Raw genomic sequence first — 17048 nt, forward strand, 5'->3', positions numbered from 1 at the left:
ATACCCTTTCATATGCCTCCAGATAATCTGAATTCCAAAATTAATATTCGTGATTGCTTGTCCAAAATTGAATTACTGGATCGAGAACTATATGAGTATTTTTGTCCAGTAATTATGATTAACTCAGCCCTAAAAAGAAAGCATATTAGTTTTCAAGGAAATAAAGACCGCTCATATTATAGACTCTACAAGTATAAAGAAGCTTTTTCTGCGGACTTAGTAGAATATTTATTCCAGCAATACCCAGTTCTAGAAGGGAAAATTCTCGATCCTTTCGCTGGTTCTGGGACAGCTCTATTTGCCTGCTCCTCTTTAGGTTACGATGCTGATGGGATTGAACTATTACCCGTGGGACAAAAAATTATAGAGGCCAACTTAATTGCTAGGGAAGGGAACAAAAACCAGATTTTATCAAGGCTAGAACATTGGTTGGTTCAACAACCTTGGAATAGAGAAGGAAAATGCCAAAAGTTGAATACATTACGAATTACGCATGGTGCATATCCCCAAACAACTCAAAATCAAATAGGACGTTATATTTATGATATTCAGCATGAAGATATAGAGACTAAAGAAATTTTATTATTTGCCTTATTATCTATCTTAGAATCGATTAGTTATACCAGAAAAGATGGGCAATATTTGCGATGGGATTACAGGGCTGATCGTAACCAAAATGTTAATACATTTAACAAGGGTAAAATATTATCATTTAATGAAGCTATCGATCAGCAGATCAATCAAATTAGGGAGGATTTAATACATCACGATCGCCCCCAAGATTTATTCTCATTGCTTCAAGGAGATTTGAATAAAGGACAGATCAATTTACTCAAAGGGTCTTGTTTAGATATTTTGCCTGAATTAGAATGTGATAGTTATTCAGGGATTATAACTTCACCGCCTTATTGCAATCGTTATGACTATACACGAACCTATGCCTTAGAACATGCAGTTCTTGGAGTCAATGAAATTGAATTAGTACGTTTGCGCCAGGCCATGTTAACTTGCACGGTAGAAAATAAGTTTAAAGACCTAATCGCTCTCAATAAACAATGGAAAACTGCTATTGAAATTTGCAATCAGATACCCTTATTACAACAGATATTTAATAATTTAGATTATCAAAAGCAGACAAAGCAACTCAATAATCAAGGAATTGTGCGTATGGTAAAAGGGTATTTTTATGAGATGGCTTGTACAATCCAAGAATGCTATCGTGTTTTACAAAGAAATGGGAAAATGTTTATGGTTAATGATAATGTTAGATATGCGGGAATATCTATATCAGTAGATTTAATCCTCTCAAAAATAGCCGAAGAGCTTGGCTTTACGATTAAAAATATTATGGTTCTCCCTCAAGAAAAAGGGAATAGTTCTCAACAAATGGGTAGACATGGACTACAACCTTTAAGAAAATGTATTTATGTTTGGGAAAAGGAAATTTAAATGTCATTTCATAAACATTTAAGAATTTATGAGGACTTGATTACTCCTTACGATCAGATCCGATCAGGATTTATTTCTTTAGCATTAGAGAAAAATAAAAAAGCTACCCCTTTTATTGAAGAAGCAAAAGCACTTAAGGTCTTGGCATCAAGAGCTAAAGATCCCAAGGAGTTATTAACGATAAATAACATAAATGATGCATTACTTACAGCAGCCGGTATTTCTGGCAAGGCTAGAAATCACTTACGAGAATCGGATAAACAAGAAGCGATTAGAAATTTGTTAGAAAATTTTTTGGAGCCATCAGGCAATTCATTTATTGATGAATTAGTGTATCGCTTTCTGCTGACTAGAGGGGATGCTCTTGGGGGTAAAATTCGGAATTTAGCGGGTGCATTAGGTCTGTGGGGATTTACGAGAGTTTTTATATCTACTTGCTCAGTCCGTGGACTCAATTTACAGTATCTGGATATTAAAAGCCAACATTGGATGGCTTACAATTTTGAGCCAGAAATTGAGAAACAGGTTAAAGGGTTACATTGGATATCAGATCATCATGAACGAACTTTAATCTATAACTTAACTGTTCCAACTGTGAAGAAGAATGTAGATCTTTGCCTATTGAATACTTCTCCTCAAGACATTATATTAGATAAAAATAAGGATTCAGCACATCATCAACCGGAAAACTATCTTGCTCTGGGAGAACTTAAAGGAGGAATTGATCCAGCAGGAGCAGATGAGCATTGGAAAACTGCAAACTCAGCACTTGGACGGATTAGAAAAGCTTTCTCCGATCAAAATTGCTATCCTAAAATGTTTTTTATTGGTGCAGCGATCGCGGATCATATGGCTCAAGAAATCTATCAGCAACTGAACGATCGCATTTTAAGCAATGCCGCAAATTTAACGAATGAAGAGCAAGTTGTTTCGTTATGTGATTGGCTATTAAACCTATGAAGAGCTTCTACTTAAGCTTTATGCAATACTTCCTTAAACTCTGGCATGGAAAATATAAACTGCCTCTCCGAATCCTCCTTGGTGTAATTTTACTCTGCTTAACCGTCCGCTCTGTACCCTATCTTATCCCCATTCGCGCTCAAGATATTGCCCAAACGGACGGTGCAATCACCTTTGAAGACCGTCATGGACTGCCCCTGGGAACCCTGCTCACCCGCGACCAAGATCATACGATGGTGGTTCCCCTAGATGAGATTTCCCCCTATTTTATCCAAGCGATTATCGCGGCGGAAGATAAGCGCTATTATCAGCATGGTTCCGTGGATTTTATGGCTATTTCTCGTGCGATTTTAGAAGCTTTTCAAGCCAGAAAAATTGTCAGTGGAGCCTCAACAATTACGATGCAACTGGCGCGGATGCTCCATCCGACTCCCCGTACTCTCCCTCATAAAGTGGGTGAAATTTGGACAGCTTGGCGCTTAAGTGCAGGAATAGATAAAGATACATTGCTGACTGCGTATATTAACCGCTTACCTATGGGAAGTAATCTTTATGGCGTGGAAGCGGCGGCTCGTACTTATTTTGGTCTTCCGGCTGCGGACTTGAACTTGGCTCAAGCTACCCTCCTGGCATCGCTTCCCAATGACCCCATCGACCTCGACCCCTACCACCATTGGCAAGCGTTGAAAACTAGGCAACGTTACGTTTTAGACCGGATGGTGGCGGATAAAATGGTTACGGCTCTAGAAGCAGAACGGGCGTATACTGAACAAGTTTATCTGCGATCGCGACAACAGGGAATTCTTGCTGCTCCCCATTTCCTCTTCTGGGTTGCCCAACAGCTCCCCACCACCGACGGGGGAACCATCCGCACCACCCTAGATAGCTCCCTCCAGCAATTTGTCGCCACCCAAGTGCAGCAAGTCGTTGACGCTCTGGCTCCTAAACGAGCCAACCATGCAGCCGCCCTGGTCATCGATAATCATACCGGGGAAGTCCTTGCCTATGTGGGGTCTCCCAACTACTTCAACGACAGCCAGCAGGGGCAAAACGACGGGGTGCAAGCCTTGCGCCAACCCGGTTCCACCCTCAAACCTTTCCTCTACCAACTGGCGCTGGAACAACAGCTTATCCGTCCCCAAACCATCCTCGCGGACGTGCCTACTACTTACGCCATCCCTGGCGCGAAACTATACAAACCAGTGGACTATAGCGAAACCTTTTTAGGGCCGGTGCGGGTGCGTTTAGCTCTGGCTAACTCCCTCAATGTGCCTGCTGTGCGCGTGTTAGAAGAAGTGGGAGTTCCCCTGTTCCTCAATCACTTGCGGGAACTAGGATTTACCCATCTAAAACAAGATCCAGAATATTATGGTTTAGGCTTAACTTTGGGCAGTGGAGAAGTGAGTTTATGGGAGTTGGCGAGGGCGTATCTGAGATTGGCGCATCACGGTAAAGCTGTGCCTTTAGTTACCTATTTTGGCGAAGAAACAGAAACAGCAGAAATGCCCACAGAAACGACATCTTGGGAACTCGTAAGAGATATCCTCGGCGATCGCCATGCCCGTGCTACCAGTTTTGGCGTAGACTCAGTATTAAACTTGCCCTTTCCTACGGCCGTCAAAACCGGCACATCCTCCGACTATCGCGATACCTGGACAGTCGGCTTTAGTGCAGATTATACCGTTGCTACCTGGGTAGGCAACTTTGACGGAACCCCCATGCAGCAAATCTCCGGAGTCATGGGAGCAGCTCCCCTCTGGCATCGAATTATGCAACAGTTACACAAAACTAGAGAAGCGGCTAATTTTGCGCCCCCATCGGGTTTAGTTCAACACCCCATTTGTGCCGTTACCGGACAAATTCTTGCGGATAATTTGCCTACATCTTCGCCGAAGGTAGGGGCGGGTTTATCTATATCTTCGCCTATAAACCAAGTCCTTGGTGAACCCGCCCCTACAGAACCTAATTCTAATTGTCCTTCTGCCATCGTTTTAGAATACCTTTATCCCCAAGATATTGAAAAATCTAACTCTGAAAACCAGCCTGTAGAACTGCCTCCAGAATATAATGAATGGCTCTCGCAACAACCCCACAATCAATGGAAAGGAGAGATCAGAATCCTGTTCCCTGAACAGGATGATTATTTCTTACTCTCTCCGCAAGAAGAACAGGACAATCGCCTAGAATTTAAATTAGCCGGTAAACTGGAAGAACCGGTAGAATGGTGGTTAAATGGTGAAAAAATTGCCACCACCCAATCCAATTCCCTATTTTGGAATATGAAACTGGGTAGTTGGGAACTCCAAGTCAAAACAGCAGCAGGTAAAGAAGGCGATCGGATCGTTTTTCAAGTTGAAGAAGCACCTCAAAAAACAACCCGTCGAGGTTTTTCTATTGCCGATTAAACCCGTTAAATCAAAACATAACTTATAGACCGGGAAAAGAATCAACTATTTTAATCTTAAAATCTGGAAAATGATTCACATATTGAATCTTAAAATCTGGAAAATTCTCTACTAGCTTCCATTTTCCACAGGTATCAGGAAACTGTTCAACCCATTTAACGCTTAAATCGGGGAAGGACTCAACAACCTGCACCTGAATATTGGGAAAATGCTCGACTACTTGCACCTTTCCATAGAGCTTGATACCCTGAAAACTACAATTTTCGGGATGAATTCCCTCTTCTGTTTTTCCCGGACTAGCGGCTAAACTAAGGAACAAAAAAAGACTGAGGCTTAAAAGCGCTAGGGGTAGGAGCGATCGCCGCATGATTTGACCTCTTTTCATTTCACTCAATTATGCTATAATATACTACTATCCGATCAGTATTTCAAAACCGTGTCTAGACCGATCGCTGTAGATTTATTTGCCGGTGCAGGAGGGATGACCCTAGGTTTTGAGCAAGCGGGGTTTGATGTTTTGGCATCCGTAGAAATAGACCCCATTCACTGCGGAGTTCATGAATATAATTTTCCCCATTGGCCAGTTCTTTGTGCCGATATTTCCCAGATCGCAGCAGCAGAAATTCGAGAAAAATCAACCATTGGCAGGAAACAAATTGATGTAGTTTTTGGTGGCCCTCCTTGTCAAGGATTTTCTGTGATTGGTAAACGGGCGTTAGACGATCCACGCAACGGATTAGTCTATCATTTTATCCGCCTTGTCGATCAACTGCAACCTAATTTTTTCGTCTTGGAAAATGTTAAAGGTATGGCCATGGGACACCATCGTTTATTTATTGCAGAAATTATGGAAAAATTTGCTTTCCATGGTTATCAAGTGCATTATAAACTATTAAATGCTCGTGACTATGGCGTACCTCAAAATCGGGAACGACTTTTTTTAGTCGGATGTCATCAAGATTTAGAACTTCCTCCCTATCCCCAACCCTTAACCTATTTTGATTCTCATCCGACCGTTTATGATGCGATAGAAGGGTTACCAAAAATCTCTCGATATCCAGAATTAGAAACTCAAGATTGGGTGAAAGCACCTTTTAGAAATTATAGTCAGTATGGTAAACTGTTACATGGAATATTTCGATTATCTGATGATTATTCTTATCCAAGAAAATATGATAAAACCCTGTTAACTTCTAGCCTAAAAACTCATCATACCCCTGAATCTATCCAGCGATTTAAGGCAACAGTGCCCGGAAAAATTGAACCCATTAGTCATTTCTTAAGACTCGATCCCAAAGGACTGTGTAATACCTTAAGAGCCGGGACACCAGGCGATCGCGGTGCATACACTTCTCCCCGTCCCATTCATCCCTTTGAACCCAGATGTATCACCGTTCGCGAAGCGGCACGACTCCATTCTTACCCCGACTGGTTTCGATTTCATCGCACCAAATGGCATGGGTTTCGACAAGTGGGAAATTCAGTCCCCCCGTTTTTAGCCAAAGCAGTTGCGGCTGCCATTGGCACAGCTTTAGGCTATTCTCCCCTGCGTCCTCGGAAAATGATTCAACTCGATCGCACCGATTTATTAGAATGGGATAGCACCACCGCCGCCCGGTACTATGGAGTACAGTAACCAAAAGCATTAAAGGCAATCCGGTTACCTATGCAAAGAAACTGGCTTTCTGGAAATTCTGTTGATACCGGATTAACCTCTCTCCTCTTCATTTCTAGGGCAAGTTGATATTTTTGTTAATCTTCTCACTCATACTCGAATGGGTAGTCACTTCCTGAACCTCTAATTGCCCCAGTAAAGCCATCGCTTGCTGTATAGCTTCTATACGAGTTTCTCCTTGGTGTTCAGGGGGAATTCGATCCAACAACTGTAACCGGTCTAGACGTTTTTTAACATCCCCCGTTGCTCCCACCAGAAACACCCAACGACGTTTATTCAATGCCTCATTCACCATATTTTCAAGGGCTAAAGAAGCAGTAACCCCCAAGAACGGCACATCTTCTACATCTAAAATTAATACATCATAGTCTTCCACAATTGCCATCCGTTGGGAAATAGATTTCGCCGCACCAAAACTCATGGGGCCTCCCAAACGCAATAACAGAATTCGGCCCATTGCCTGCTGTAATAACTGCCGTTCCTGCTCCGTTAAAGGCAGGTGATGATCTCCATGGTGTCCAGTAGTGGTTTGTACATCCTGCTGTTGCAGATCGCTTAACTTTTTTACCGTTAGTATATTGGCAATAAAGACCCCCACAGCAACAGCCGTAATCAGATCCACAAACACCGTCAGAAATAGCACAATATACATTAAACCCGTCGTTTTCAGGGATAACTTATGGGCCCGTTTCAGGAAACTCCAATCAATAATATCAGTCCCCACCTTAATCAAAATTCCTGCTAAAACCGTATGGGGAATGGTTTCAGTTAACGGCCCCGCACCAAACACAATCACCATCAACACCAAGCTATGGATCATGCCAGAAAGAGGGGTTTTTCCTCCCGCTTGCACATTAATCACCGTTCGCATAGTAGCCCCTGCGCCAGGCAAACCCCCCAGAAATCCAGAGACCATGTTGCCTATGCCTTGACCAATTAATTCGCGATCAGAATCATGTTCAGTGCGGGTAATATTATCAGCGACTAAGGAAGTCAGCAGAGAATCAATCGATCCTAACATGGCTAAAATCAAGCTATAGCCCACCATATCCTTTAAATCTTGCAACCGAAACTGGGGCCAATGGAGGCTTGGCAGTCCACTGGGGATCTCGCCAATACGCTCAATCTGACTACCTTCAGGCAGAAAGAGGGACACTAGAGTACAAACAATTAAGGCCAAAAGGGGAGAGGGAATAACCCGATTAACTCGCTTCAGGTTCAAAAAAACAATGGCCAAGGTGAGTAACCCTAACCCTGTAGCGGTGGAATTCGCATTTTGGATGAAATAGCCAAAATTGTTAACCGCTTCAATCACATTGGCTGAATTGGGATGACCCAACAGGGGGCCGATTTCAATCAAGATAATAATTACCCCAATCCCCGACATAAAGCCAGAGATCACCGTGTAGGGAATCAGAGTAATATATTGCCCCAGTTTCAGCACTCCAAACAAAATTTGTAAGGCTCCACCGAGCATAATCACGGTAAAGCTCATGGCTAGACCGGTGTCTGGATATTTGGCAATCAGTGCTGTAAATACACTGGCCATCACTACTGTCATCGGCCCTGTGGGGCCAGAAATCTGTGAGGGAGTCCCCCCACACAGGGCCGCCAACAAACCCACACAAATTGCCCCATAGAGACCGGCGATGGGCCCTGCACCAGAGGACACCCCAAAGGCTAGAGCCAGGGGAAGGGCAACAATGGCGGCCGTAATCCCCCCAAAGAGGTCGCCTCGGAGGTTTTTTGTCGTAATCGGATTAATCAGTTGCATAGCAAGTTGAAAAAAACAGGGTAAATGTAAGGATAGAGACCGCCTAAATATAGGTAATGGGTAATAAGTAATCGTAAGTAATCGTAACCGGTTACAGAACTTTACTGTTCTATTAGTGAATTATGAGCATTAAGAGAGATCGATAGCCATTAAATAAACATTAAAAATATCCCCAATAAGTAAATACTTTGGGGGATATAGCAATAGATATTTTATCCTGGACAATTGGAGAATTACTGAGCTGGAAAGACTCCTGGACGAACAGTTAACGGTAAAGACTGATCGCCACGACGAATTAATACCTTCAAAGGACTCCCTACCTGAGTATTTTGTACCGCTTCTTGAATTCCGGTCGCTTCTTTCATCGGTTTGCCATCAATTTCGGTAATCACATCTCCAACCCTTAATCCGGCTTGTGCGGCTGGAGATTGGGGCATGACTTGCACAATTAAAACGCCCTCACTGGCGGAGACATTAAAACCACTATTGGGATTTTGATTAATTTCTTTTTGCAGATCGGGGGTTAAGGTCACCATTTGAATGCCGAGGTAAGGATGGTCTACTTTTCCTTTAGCAACCAATTGATCGGCAATATTTTGGGCGGTATTGATGGGAATGGAAAAGCCTAAGCCTTGGGCCCCTTGAATAATGGCGGTATTAATACCAATAACTTCCCCATTTTGGTTGAGCAGGGGGCCGCCAGAATTACCGGGGTTAATCGCTGCATCGGTTTGAATAAAGCTCACTCGTTTATCGGGAATCCCTACTTGGGCACTAGAACGACCGGTGGCGCTAATAATGCCTACAGTAACTGTATTATCTAAACCGAGGGGATTACCAATGGCGATCGCCCATTCACCCGGTTGTAAGTTATCCGAATTACCCAATTTTACCGTGGGCAGATTGTCTCCATCAATTTTGACCACTGCCACATCCGTTACCGGATCGGTTCCCAATACTTTCCCTTCTAACGTGCGCCCATCCTTGAGGGTCACATCTACGGTATCCGTCCCTTCAATCACATGGGCATTGGTTAAAATCACACCCTCTTTATTAATGATAAATCCGGAACCTGACCCCTTGACTTCCCGCTCTTGGGGCATGGGTGTAGCGCCACCAAAGAAGCGACGGAAAAAGGGATCGTTGAAGACATCGGGCACTTGTTGGGTAACCATGCGGGAAGCATCAATACGAACCACTGCCGGGCCCACATTTTGCACAACTTCACTGACAAAACTGGCATTACTTCCGGGAACCAGGGGTGCGTTGTGGCTCGAAGGGAGAGCAGAAAGGGTACTAGAGGTCTGTTGAGTTGCAGGAGATGAACGGGGCGATCTCGATAAAACCTGAGTCCCTAGTAAGGTCAGGGTACTGCCAAAGAGCATCAGGGTAACATAGATGAGGGGCTGTTTCCAAGGTGCTGGAGAGGCACTTTTATCGGATAAGTTAGAGTTAGTCATAGTTCACACTCTGGTGATATCAAGTTAGGTCAAGGCTGACCCTTTAGCTTTATGTTATTAGATTAACGATGTTGTCTGTCGATCGGCTGTTTCGGTTAACCGCACAGGCGATAGGGGGATGGGAAATGGAGTTAAGAATTATAGGGGCCAAAAGCCTTCATCGGTTTGATCGGATGAATTGCGATCGCCACTTTCCCCATTTAAGGAAGCAATTTGACTTTGATAAGCATTGGGATCGAGTCCATCACCGACGGCGGCAAATTCAGGATCGATCCCCTGCTCTAGAGCGCTGATGCGATCGCTTGTATGGGGATGGGTACTGAGAAACGTAGGCATAGAAGGCGATCTCGCCAATTTGTGCATAAAGTCTACCATACCAACTTGGGCATAGCCGGCCGCTGTCATCATATTCAGTCCCACCCGATCCGCTTCATATTCCGCTTCCCTAGAATGGGGTAAACGCAGAGCAATTTCTACCCCTAATCCCACGATCTGGCTTTGATCGACTCCCGCAGCAGTCGCTAACCCATTGGTTAAAGCTACACGGCGCATTTGATTAATGGCATGACGTTCGGTAATGTGGGCAATTTCATGGCCGATAACGCTGGCTAATTCCGCTTCGTTTTCCGCTTCTTTAATCAATCCGGTGTGGATATAAACAAAGCCACCCAGGGTAGCAAAGGCATTAACGGAATCATCATCAACTACTTGGAACGTATACTGATAATTAGAGGTAGGGGGACGATAACTTTCTTGTACTAACCGTTGACCAATGCGATTAATGTAATTGGTCAATTCAGGATCGTCATAGATTCGCACTTCCTGGCTAATCAGTTGCTGGTTAATTTGTTTGCCCAGGGCCATTTCTTGGCGATCGCCTAAACTCGCCAATTGCACATATTGAATCACATCCGGGAGAATATCCCAAATCGAAAAACCCTGACTCACTTGGGGACTGCCCACCCAAAGTCCCAGAGCAACACCCAAGGAAATTAGGGGATAAATCCATCGCCGAAACCGTAATTGCTTGATCTGGCTTAACATAATCATCCTTCAACGTCATGCAGATGTACTCAGACGCACCGATCTCCCTAAAAGTTGCTTCCCCCTGCTATGGAGAGATCTTTACTGAGTCCCCATAGAGCGAAAGTAGGGGCAATTAACTTACCCCTACTGTCATTATTGTTGATTTGGCTATCGTACATATCAAGTCTTTAAAATTCACAGTGAGCTAAAGACAGTCAATCCATGAGCCATTCAGCTCTGTGAGTCGGGTTCTAACGTTTTTTCTACGGGAGAAACAATCCCCAAGGCCAATAAGAGGACTCCCAGACTGGTTACTCCCAATAGGAGTAAAAAAATTAGGCTTTTGATCCATAGAAGCAAACCGCGATCGGCACAAGCCATTGTCTCTAAGGAATTCGATTGAACTAGCAGTTCTGGGACATCGGCAGAAACCGCAGGTGTAGGGGTGAAATAGGATAATTCTCTCATGGCAGTTTTACCCAAATGCAAGGGAATAACAATAAGCAATTCTGCGTTCTATTCCTGACTAACTGATGTGGTTATCTTTTTTATCCTATGGTATCACTTTCTGGAATACTTTTCCATCAGGGTTTATACTAATCTGATAAAAACTTGATATCTTATTGAGCTAGAATCACAGGAAAAACAACTTAATATAAATAATAACAAGATTATTTACCCATGGGGATCAATTTTCACAATTCTCAAAAAAACAGTAAATATCAGCTCAGGATCGCCCCCTATTGCCGTCCTTTTAAGCAGCCCTTGCAAACCCATCAGGGTTGGTGGCGCGATCGCCAAGGGATTTTGATTCAGTTGCACCCGATAGCAGCATCTGAACTTGGAGCCTGTGGCTGGGGAGAAATTGCCCCCTTACCTAGCTTTGGTTCAGAAAACTTCACAGAAGCCTTAGAATTTTGTCATGCCTATGGAGGCGAAATCAGTCCTGAACAAATTGCCTCCATTCCCGATCGCTTCCCCGCTTGTCAATTTGGCTTTGAGTCCGCCTTAATCGATCTACAGAGTTTAGAAAATCCACCCCATTTAACCAACATTTGTGGATTATTACCTACCGGAAAAGCCGCCCTCGACCCTCAATTACCCCTTTGGCATCAGGGATATCAAACCCTAAAATGGAAAATAGCCGTAGCAGAGATTAGCCAAGAATTGAAGCTCTTTCAAGACCTATTATCCCTGCTTCCAGAAGGGATAAAACTGCGTCTTGATGCCAATGGGGGATTGACGGAACAAGAAGCCCATCAATGGTTACAAGCATGTGCAGGTCAGCCGGTAGAATTTTTGGAGCAACCCCTAGGAGTGTCGCAGTTTGAGACAATGTTAGGCCTATCTCAGGACTATCAAACCCCCTTAGCTCTGGATGAATCGATCGCCACTTGGCAGCAGTTTCAACATTATTATCACAGGGGATGGCCGGGAATCATGGTGATTAAACCGGCAATTTTCGGCTTTCCCTCCCGGTTAATCGACTTTTGTCACTCCCATCCGGTGGATATGGTACTCTCTTCCGTCTTTGAAACGGCGATCGCCCGAAAAATGCTGCTCAGATTAGCCGCAACTCTCCCTAACCTACATCGTGCCCTAGGATTCGGAACCGATCGCTGGTTCGAGGAATAGGGAGATGGGGGGATGGGGAGATGGGGGGATGGGGAGATGGGGAGATGGGGAGATGGGGCGATCTCCTATTTCCTATACACTCAAATTTTCACCAAACGTTCAGAATTGGAGCGCAACCGTTGCAGAATCTGTTTTAACACCATCGCCGTCCAGTCCACATCTGCTAGTGTAGTTTGCTTACCCAACGTGAAGCGAATACCGCCAATGGCTTCAGAATCTGAATATCCCATCGCCCTTAAAATCGGACTAGGCGAGAGTTTCCCACTATGACAAGCCGAACCCGCACTAATGCCAATTCCCGCTAAATTCAGTTGCCGCACCAAAGTTTTGCCCGTAATCTGCCGGGTATCTTGCCAACATAAACTCACATGATGAGGCAAACGATGACAGCGATCGCCCGTAGGAACCAAACCCTCAATATCACCCAACTGCTCAAACAGGCGATCGCGCAACTGCCTTAAGCGCAGCCTTTCCTCCGGTAACTCCTCACTCGCCAACTCTGCTGCCACTCCAAAACCGGCGATCGCCACCATCGCCTCCGTTCCCGAACGTAATCCCCCCTCCTGTCCCCCTCCCCCGATCAAAGGATGCAACTCAACCCCAGGGCGCACATACAACGCCCCCGTACCTTGGGGGCCATAAATTTTATGACTCGACAACGACAGCAAATCTACTGGTAAACGGCTCACATCTACGGGCAATCGTCCCGCCACCTGCACCGCATCCGTATGAAAAAAAATACCATAGTCCTGAGCAATTTTGCCCAACTCCGCAATCGGTTGCAGGGTTCCCACCTCACTTTGACCATAAATAATCGAAATGAACACCGTATCATCCGCAATAGCCGCCTCTAAATCCGCCGGATTCACCCGTCCCTGGCGATTCACCGGTAAACGAGTCACCCTCCATCCCTGTTGCTCTAAAAATTGGGCGGGTTGGGCGATCGCCGAATGCTCCACACTAGAAATAATTAAATGTTGGGGTTTAGCATACTGACGGGCAATCCCCATCAAAGCTAAATTATCCGCCTCTGTACCCCCAGAAGTAAAGATAATCGACTCACTAGAACTGGCTCCAATTAAATCCGCCACCTGCATTCTGGCTAATTCTAATACCGTCGCCGCCCGTTGTCCCCAACTGTGTAAACTAGAGGGATTACCCCATTGATGAAGCAAAACCTCCTGCATAGCCGCGATCGCCTCTGGGCGAGTGGGGGTAGTAGCACTATAATCCAGATAAATTTGCATAGGTGGCTTCTGTCGCGTCGGGATCTCCTCTTTTCAGCTTAGTATGCTTTGACCTCTGTGTGGTAATTGGCATCTTCGGCTGGAGATTCGATACACTAAACAAGGCGATCGCCATCGGGGCCGTTGACCAACTGATTCCCCAGATTCAGGCGACAGGGAGCATTATCGCCAATCGATCATCTACCCATGCTTAATCAATGATAGAAATTTTGGCTAAACAACAGCATAAACAGGGGATGCGGTGGTTAATGGGATCGGGGGCGATCGCCGCCATTTCTGTCTTTAGTCTTCTCGGTTATATCTGGATAGCTCAACGCTCTCCTGCACCCATTAAAGTAACCACCACAGCGATCCAGTTGGGATCAGTTGAAAAAACCATTAATGAAAGTGGCATCTTGGAGCTGGCCAATCAGCAAATCCTCAAAGCCCCTGATGATAGTACAGTGGAGCAAGTATTGGTCACTGTGGGGCAATCCATACAGGCCGGACAGGAAATCATTCGGTTACGCAATCCGGCACGGGAAACTCGCTTGCAAGAGCAACTGACTGTGATCGAAGAAACCATGGTTCAGTTAAACCACCATCAACAAAAGGTACAAACCGCCCAAAAGAACCTAGAAACTGCCCAACGGCAACTTCAGATTCATGCCTTAGAATTGGAAGAACAACAGTTACAACTAGAGCGCTATCAACAACGGGTGCAGGAAAAACAGGCAGATCTAGAAGATACTCAAGAAGAGTTAAAAAATTTACAAGAATTAGCAGACAAGGGATTTATTGCTGGGGATCAATTGCGATCACAACATCAAGCGGTCAGAAACGCCGAAATTGCCGTGCGCGATGCCCAATTACAGGTAGAAACAGAAACCTTAAGCTTAGAACGGGAGAAATTAGTCAAATCTAACCAACTGCAAACCGAGATTGCTAATGCCACCTCTGAACTGCAAAGCGCCCAACTCACTGTCAACACCACCCAACTGCAACTCCAACGGCAAGAATTAGAATTACGCGCCATTCAACAAGCACTGCAAGATACCCTAATTACAGCTCCCATTAATGGCGTAATTTTAGGCGTGAATGTCAATAATGGCGAAGGAGTGACCAGGGGACACGACTTATTAACCCTCGGAGACCCCAGCCAGGAATATGTCAGACTCAGTTTATCTACCCTGAATGCAGCCAAAGTAAGCTTGAATCAACCGGCTCGGATTATGATTATTGGCCCTGATTCTCCCATCTATGAGGGTCAAGTCGTGGACTTATCCCCCCAAGCGATCGCCGTCTCCGATGCTCAAGAATCGGGCAATGGACTAGCCACTGTATCAGCAATTGTGCAGCTTAATCAGCCTACAGGAACCTTAATTCCCGGAAGTCAGGTGAATGTAGAAATTATCCTCGATCAACGACAAGATGTAGTGGTGATTAGCTTAGATTACCTACAAAGGTCAGGGAAACAGAGCTTTGTGTGGGTCAAAGATCGAAAGGGGTTAGCCCAAAAACGAGAGGTTACCCTAGGCTTAGAAGGGTTAGAGACCGTGGAAGTGCTTTCCGGTTTAGAACCCGGAGATCAAGTCATTCTCTCCACTCCCGATCTGAACTTGGAGCCGGGAATCCCCTTAGAAACTTAATCGTAGCTCAGGTCTATTAGCTCAGGATTCTCTGGGGGCAGTATGTTGCAGCACTCGATAGAGCAGCCAGAGGGTGACCCCTAAACCGACCAGTTCAGCCGCGATCGTATTGATCATCGCTTGCAGGGCAATCATATTCATCGGCACAATAATAGAGCCAGGATTGACGACCGCAGTTCCTGGCACTGGAGTATAGAGGGTTGAGGCCCCAGGGGGTAAGGATAACATCCGAAATAATAGGGTTCCCACCCGCCACAGAGCCACAAGAATCGCACAAGTCATGCCGCCCATATTGGCCAGAATCCCAATCCATAGGCTACGCCGGATTTGTGCCTTAGAGGGACGAACTTCCCGACTTCCGAGTCGATCAGACAGTTGAGTGTAATGAAAACACCAATAAATTGTAAAAATTAAGGCGAATAAACACCCATAGGCTAAAATTGTAGCAAGCCAAGAACTCCCGACTTGTACAGAGTTGGGCGTGTTGTCAAAGAGCAAGACAAACAGCAAAATAACAATGGGGATAATGCCTAAACCCAGTTGTGCCCAAAAGCCAATCCATCCCAATCGATAAAATTCGCTGGCAATTTGCTGGAGGTTAGGTTTGGGGGGAGCGATCGGATCAAACATAGACAAGGACGGTAAGGGTGATGATCGATAGTGTATAAGGAACAGGAAGATCGAGAGCATGAGATCTCTCGTTTTAGAGAATTGGTTTATCCTAAAAACAATTCTCTCAGGATGCATCTAGGGACATCATAACTGTAATGAGGCCGTCCACAGTGAGCTTAAATACTCATCCTTATCTTGTCCTTAAAACCCAGTCATCAATTCGCCATCTTTCGTTAGCGGGGAATCAGTGTTGGACACTTGGACGAACTCAAGACAATACGGTGGTGTTGTCCGATCCATGGATCTCGCGTAACCATGCCATGATCCAACATACAGATACAGGAACGGTTTACCTGATTGATTTGGGCAGTCGTAATGGAACCTTTGTAAATGGCCGTCGGGTGAATGTACCTGTCACTCTACAAGATGGGGATCATCTGATGTTTGGCCAGACTGAAGCTCACTTTCACGATCCCTTGGCCATTCAAGAACAGACATTGGGTTTGGAAGAACCAGAGGATAATTCTCATGTGACGGCGGCTCTCCATGTTCGGCGGTTGATTTCGGTGATGGTGGTTGATATTCGCAATTTTACCGGACTGACTCAACAGATGGATGATGTTACCCTATCGACGATGATGGGCAATTGGTTTCGCAATGTGGGTAAGATTCTCCGCAAGTATGATAGTTGGGTGGATAAGTATATTGGGGATGCGGTGATGGCGGTTTGGTTCCATGGTACGGAGGGGGTGAACCAAACGGAGGTGATGCAAATCCTTTATGCTCTGAATCAGTTACATCAGATGACTCAGAAGTTGGCCAAAGAGTATCCTTTGCCTTTACCCATGCGGATTGGGGCTGGGGTGAATACGGGCTATGCCATGGTGGGGAATACGGGAAGTGGCGATCGCCCCGATTATACGGCTTTAGGAGATACAGTGAATGCGGCCTTCCGACTCGAATCTTGTACGAAGCAAATCCAAAAGGATATTGCTCTAGGTAAAACAACTTATCAATATTTGTTTAGTGTGGGCACGAATCCTACCTTATTTGAAAAACATATGGTGCAACTCAAAGGCTATGAACATCCTGCGGTGACTTATGGGTGTTCTTTTAGCCAACTCCAAGCATTTTTGCTTAAATCCCCTAAATTTTACTGATGCATGGCATGAATGGG

Annotated in this window: 15 protein-coding genes; 8 read left to right on the forward strand and 7 right to left on the reverse strand. The window is 45.0% G+C overall.

Translation table 11 applies throughout. The features are described 5' to 3' along the window. Positions 1-12: 12 nt before the first annotated feature. From AC3FZD_RS07195 to pbpC, 3 genes are read left to right on the forward strand one after another with little or no spacing between them, the layout of a single operon-like run. Positions 13-1449 (forward strand): site-specific DNA-methyltransferase, encoded by a 1437-nt coding sequence (locus AC3FZD_RS07195; protein ID WP_488739471.1) that lies wholly within the window; start codon positions 13-15, stop codon positions 1447-1449. Then, complete coding sequence (locus tag AC3FZD_RS07200) at positions 1450-2409, forward strand: AvaI/BsoBI family type II restriction endonuclease (protein WP_488739472.1); 960 nt, start codon at positions 1450-1452, stop codon at positions 2407-2409. A gap of 20 nt (positions 2410-2429) precedes the next feature. Further along, entirely contained in the window at positions 2430-4814 is a 2385-nt protein-coding gene (gene pbpC, locus AC3FZD_RS07205) for a penicillin-binding protein 1C (RefSeq protein ID WP_488740292.1), read from the forward strand. Positions 4815-4836: 22 nt separating this feature from the next. Here the strand turns inward: pbpC and AC3FZD_RS07210 are convergent, their stop codons facing one another. Continuing rightward, positions 4837-5199, reverse strand: coding sequence for a 7(1) septoil knot domain-containing protein (locus tag AC3FZD_RS07210; RefSeq protein ID WP_488739473.1), 363 nt, complete (start codon positions 5197-5199; stop codon positions 4837-4839). Positions 5200-5250: 51 nt separating this feature from the next. Between AC3FZD_RS07210 and AC3FZD_RS07215 the strand changes: the two genes are divergently transcribed. Next, positions 5251-6450: a DNA cytosine methyltransferase gene (locus tag AC3FZD_RS07215; protein WP_488739474.1), complete on the forward strand. Its 1200-nt coding sequence runs from the start codon at positions 5251-5253 to the stop codon at positions 6448-6450. A 94-nt stretch (positions 6451-6544) separates the two neighbouring features. Here the strand turns inward: AC3FZD_RS07215 and AC3FZD_RS07220 are convergent, their stop codons facing one another. The 4 genes from AC3FZD_RS07220 to AC3FZD_RS07235 all read right to left on the reverse strand — a co-directional run bounded on the left by AC3FZD_RS07220 (position 6545) and on the right by AC3FZD_RS07235 (position 11256). Further along, positions 6545-8263 (reverse strand): SulP family inorganic anion transporter, encoded by a 1719-nt coding sequence (locus tag AC3FZD_RS07220; RefSeq protein WP_488739475.1) that lies wholly within the window; start codon positions 8261-8263, stop codon positions 6545-6547. Between the two features lie 233 nt (positions 8264-8496). After that, a complete protein-coding gene (locus AC3FZD_RS07225) occupies positions 8497-9723 on the reverse strand; it encodes an HhoA/HhoB/HtrA family serine endopeptidase (RefSeq protein ID WP_488739476.1) in 1227 nt (408 codons plus the stop codon). Positions 9724-9861: 138 nt separating this feature from the next. After that, entirely contained in the window at positions 9862-10767 is a 906-nt protein-coding gene (locus AC3FZD_RS07230; RefSeq protein WP_488739477.1) for a M48 family metallopeptidase, read from the reverse strand. Between the two features lie 213 nt (positions 10768-10980). Beyond that, entirely contained in the window at positions 10981-11256 is a 276-nt protein-coding gene (locus AC3FZD_RS07235) for a hypothetical protein (protein ID WP_488739478.1), read from the reverse strand. 174 nt (positions 11257-11430) lie between these two features. Between AC3FZD_RS07235 and AC3FZD_RS07240 the strand changes: the two genes are divergently transcribed. Then, complete coding sequence (locus AC3FZD_RS07240; RefSeq protein WP_488739479.1) at positions 11431-12384, forward strand: o-succinylbenzoate synthase; 954 nt, start codon at positions 11431-11433, stop codon at positions 12382-12384. Between the two features lie 80 nt (positions 12385-12464). Here the strand turns inward: AC3FZD_RS07240 and AC3FZD_RS07245 are convergent, their stop codons facing one another. After that, a complete protein-coding gene (locus tag AC3FZD_RS07245; protein ID WP_488739480.1) occupies positions 12465-13631 on the reverse strand; it encodes a cysteine desulfurase family protein in 1167 nt (388 codons plus the stop codon). Positions 13632-13633: 2 nt separating this feature from the next. On the opposite strand from AC3FZD_RS07245, the gene AC3FZD_RS07250 reads away from it, so the two are divergent. Both AC3FZD_RS07250 and AC3FZD_RS07255 read left to right on the forward strand, forming a co-directional pair. After that, positions 13634-13825, forward strand: coding sequence for a hypothetical protein (locus AC3FZD_RS07250; RefSeq protein WP_488739481.1), 192 nt, complete (start codon positions 13634-13636; stop codon positions 13823-13825). A 3-nt stretch (positions 13826-13828) separates the two neighbouring features. Beyond that, positions 13829-15259, forward strand: coding sequence for an efflux RND transporter periplasmic adaptor subunit (locus AC3FZD_RS07255; protein ID WP_488739482.1), 1431 nt, complete (start codon positions 13829-13831; stop codon positions 15257-15259). Between the two features lie 21 nt (positions 15260-15280). Here the strand turns inward: AC3FZD_RS07255 and AC3FZD_RS07260 are convergent, their stop codons facing one another. After that, positions 15281-15889, reverse strand: a complete 609-nt coding sequence (locus AC3FZD_RS07260) for a DUF3611 family protein (protein WP_488739483.1) — start codon at positions 15887-15889, stop codon at positions 15281-15283. A 137-nt stretch (positions 15890-16026) separates the two neighbouring features. Between AC3FZD_RS07260 and AC3FZD_RS07265 the strand changes: the two genes are divergently transcribed. After that, positions 16027-17031 carry an FHA domain-containing protein gene (locus AC3FZD_RS07265; protein ID WP_488739484.1) on the forward strand — a complete coding sequence of 335 codons (1005 nt, stop codon included), beginning with the start codon at positions 16027-16029 and terminating at the stop codon, positions 17029-17031. The last annotated feature ends 17 nt before the right edge of the window (positions 17032-17048 follow it).

The sequence above is a fragment of the Roseofilum sp. KMC-1 genome (genome assembly GCF_057802075.1).

Coding starts and splice junctions, on each gene's coding strand:
- AC3FZD_RS07195 (WP_488739471.1), top strand. CDS start 13: ATGCCTCCAGATAATCTGAATTCCAAAATTAATATTCGTGATTGCTTG.
- AC3FZD_RS07200 (WP_488739472.1), top strand. CDS start 1,450: ATGTCATTTCATAAACATTTAAGAATTTATGAGGACTTGATTACTCCT.
- pbpC (WP_488740292.1), top strand. CDS start 2,430: ATGCAATACTTCCTTAAACTCTGGCATGGAAAATATAAACTGCCTCTC.
- AC3FZD_RS07210 (WP_488739473.1), bottom strand. CDS start 5,199: ATGAAAAGAGGTCAAATCATGCGGCGATCGCTCCTACCCCTAGCGCTT.
- AC3FZD_RS07220 (WP_488739475.1), bottom strand. CDS start 8,263: ATGCAACTGATTAATCCGATTACGACAAAAAACCTCCGAGGCGACCTC.
- AC3FZD_RS07225 (WP_488739476.1), bottom strand. CDS start 9,723: ATGACTAACTCTAACTTATCCGATAAAAGTGCCTCTCCAGCACCTTGG.
- AC3FZD_RS07230 (WP_488739477.1), bottom strand. CDS start 10,767: ATGTTAAGCCAGATCAAGCAATTACGGTTTCGGCGATGGATTTATCCC.
- AC3FZD_RS07240 (WP_488739479.1), top strand. CDS start 11,431: ATGGGGATCAATTTTCACAATTCTCAAAAAAACAGTAAATATCAGCTC.
- AC3FZD_RS07245 (WP_488739480.1), bottom strand. CDS start 13,631: ATGCAAATTTATCTGGATTATAGTGCTACTACCCCCACTCGCCCAGAG.
- AC3FZD_RS07255 (WP_488739482.1), top strand. CDS start 13,829: ATGATAGAAATTTTGGCTAAACAACAGCATAAACAGGGGATGCGGTGG.
- AC3FZD_RS07260 (WP_488739483.1), bottom strand. CDS start 15,889: ATGTTTGATCCGATCGCTCCCCCCAAACCTAACCTCCAGCAAATTGCC.
- AC3FZD_RS07265 (WP_488739484.1), top strand. CDS start 16,027: ATGAGGCCGTCCACAGTGAGCTTAAATACTCATCCTTATCTTGTCCTT.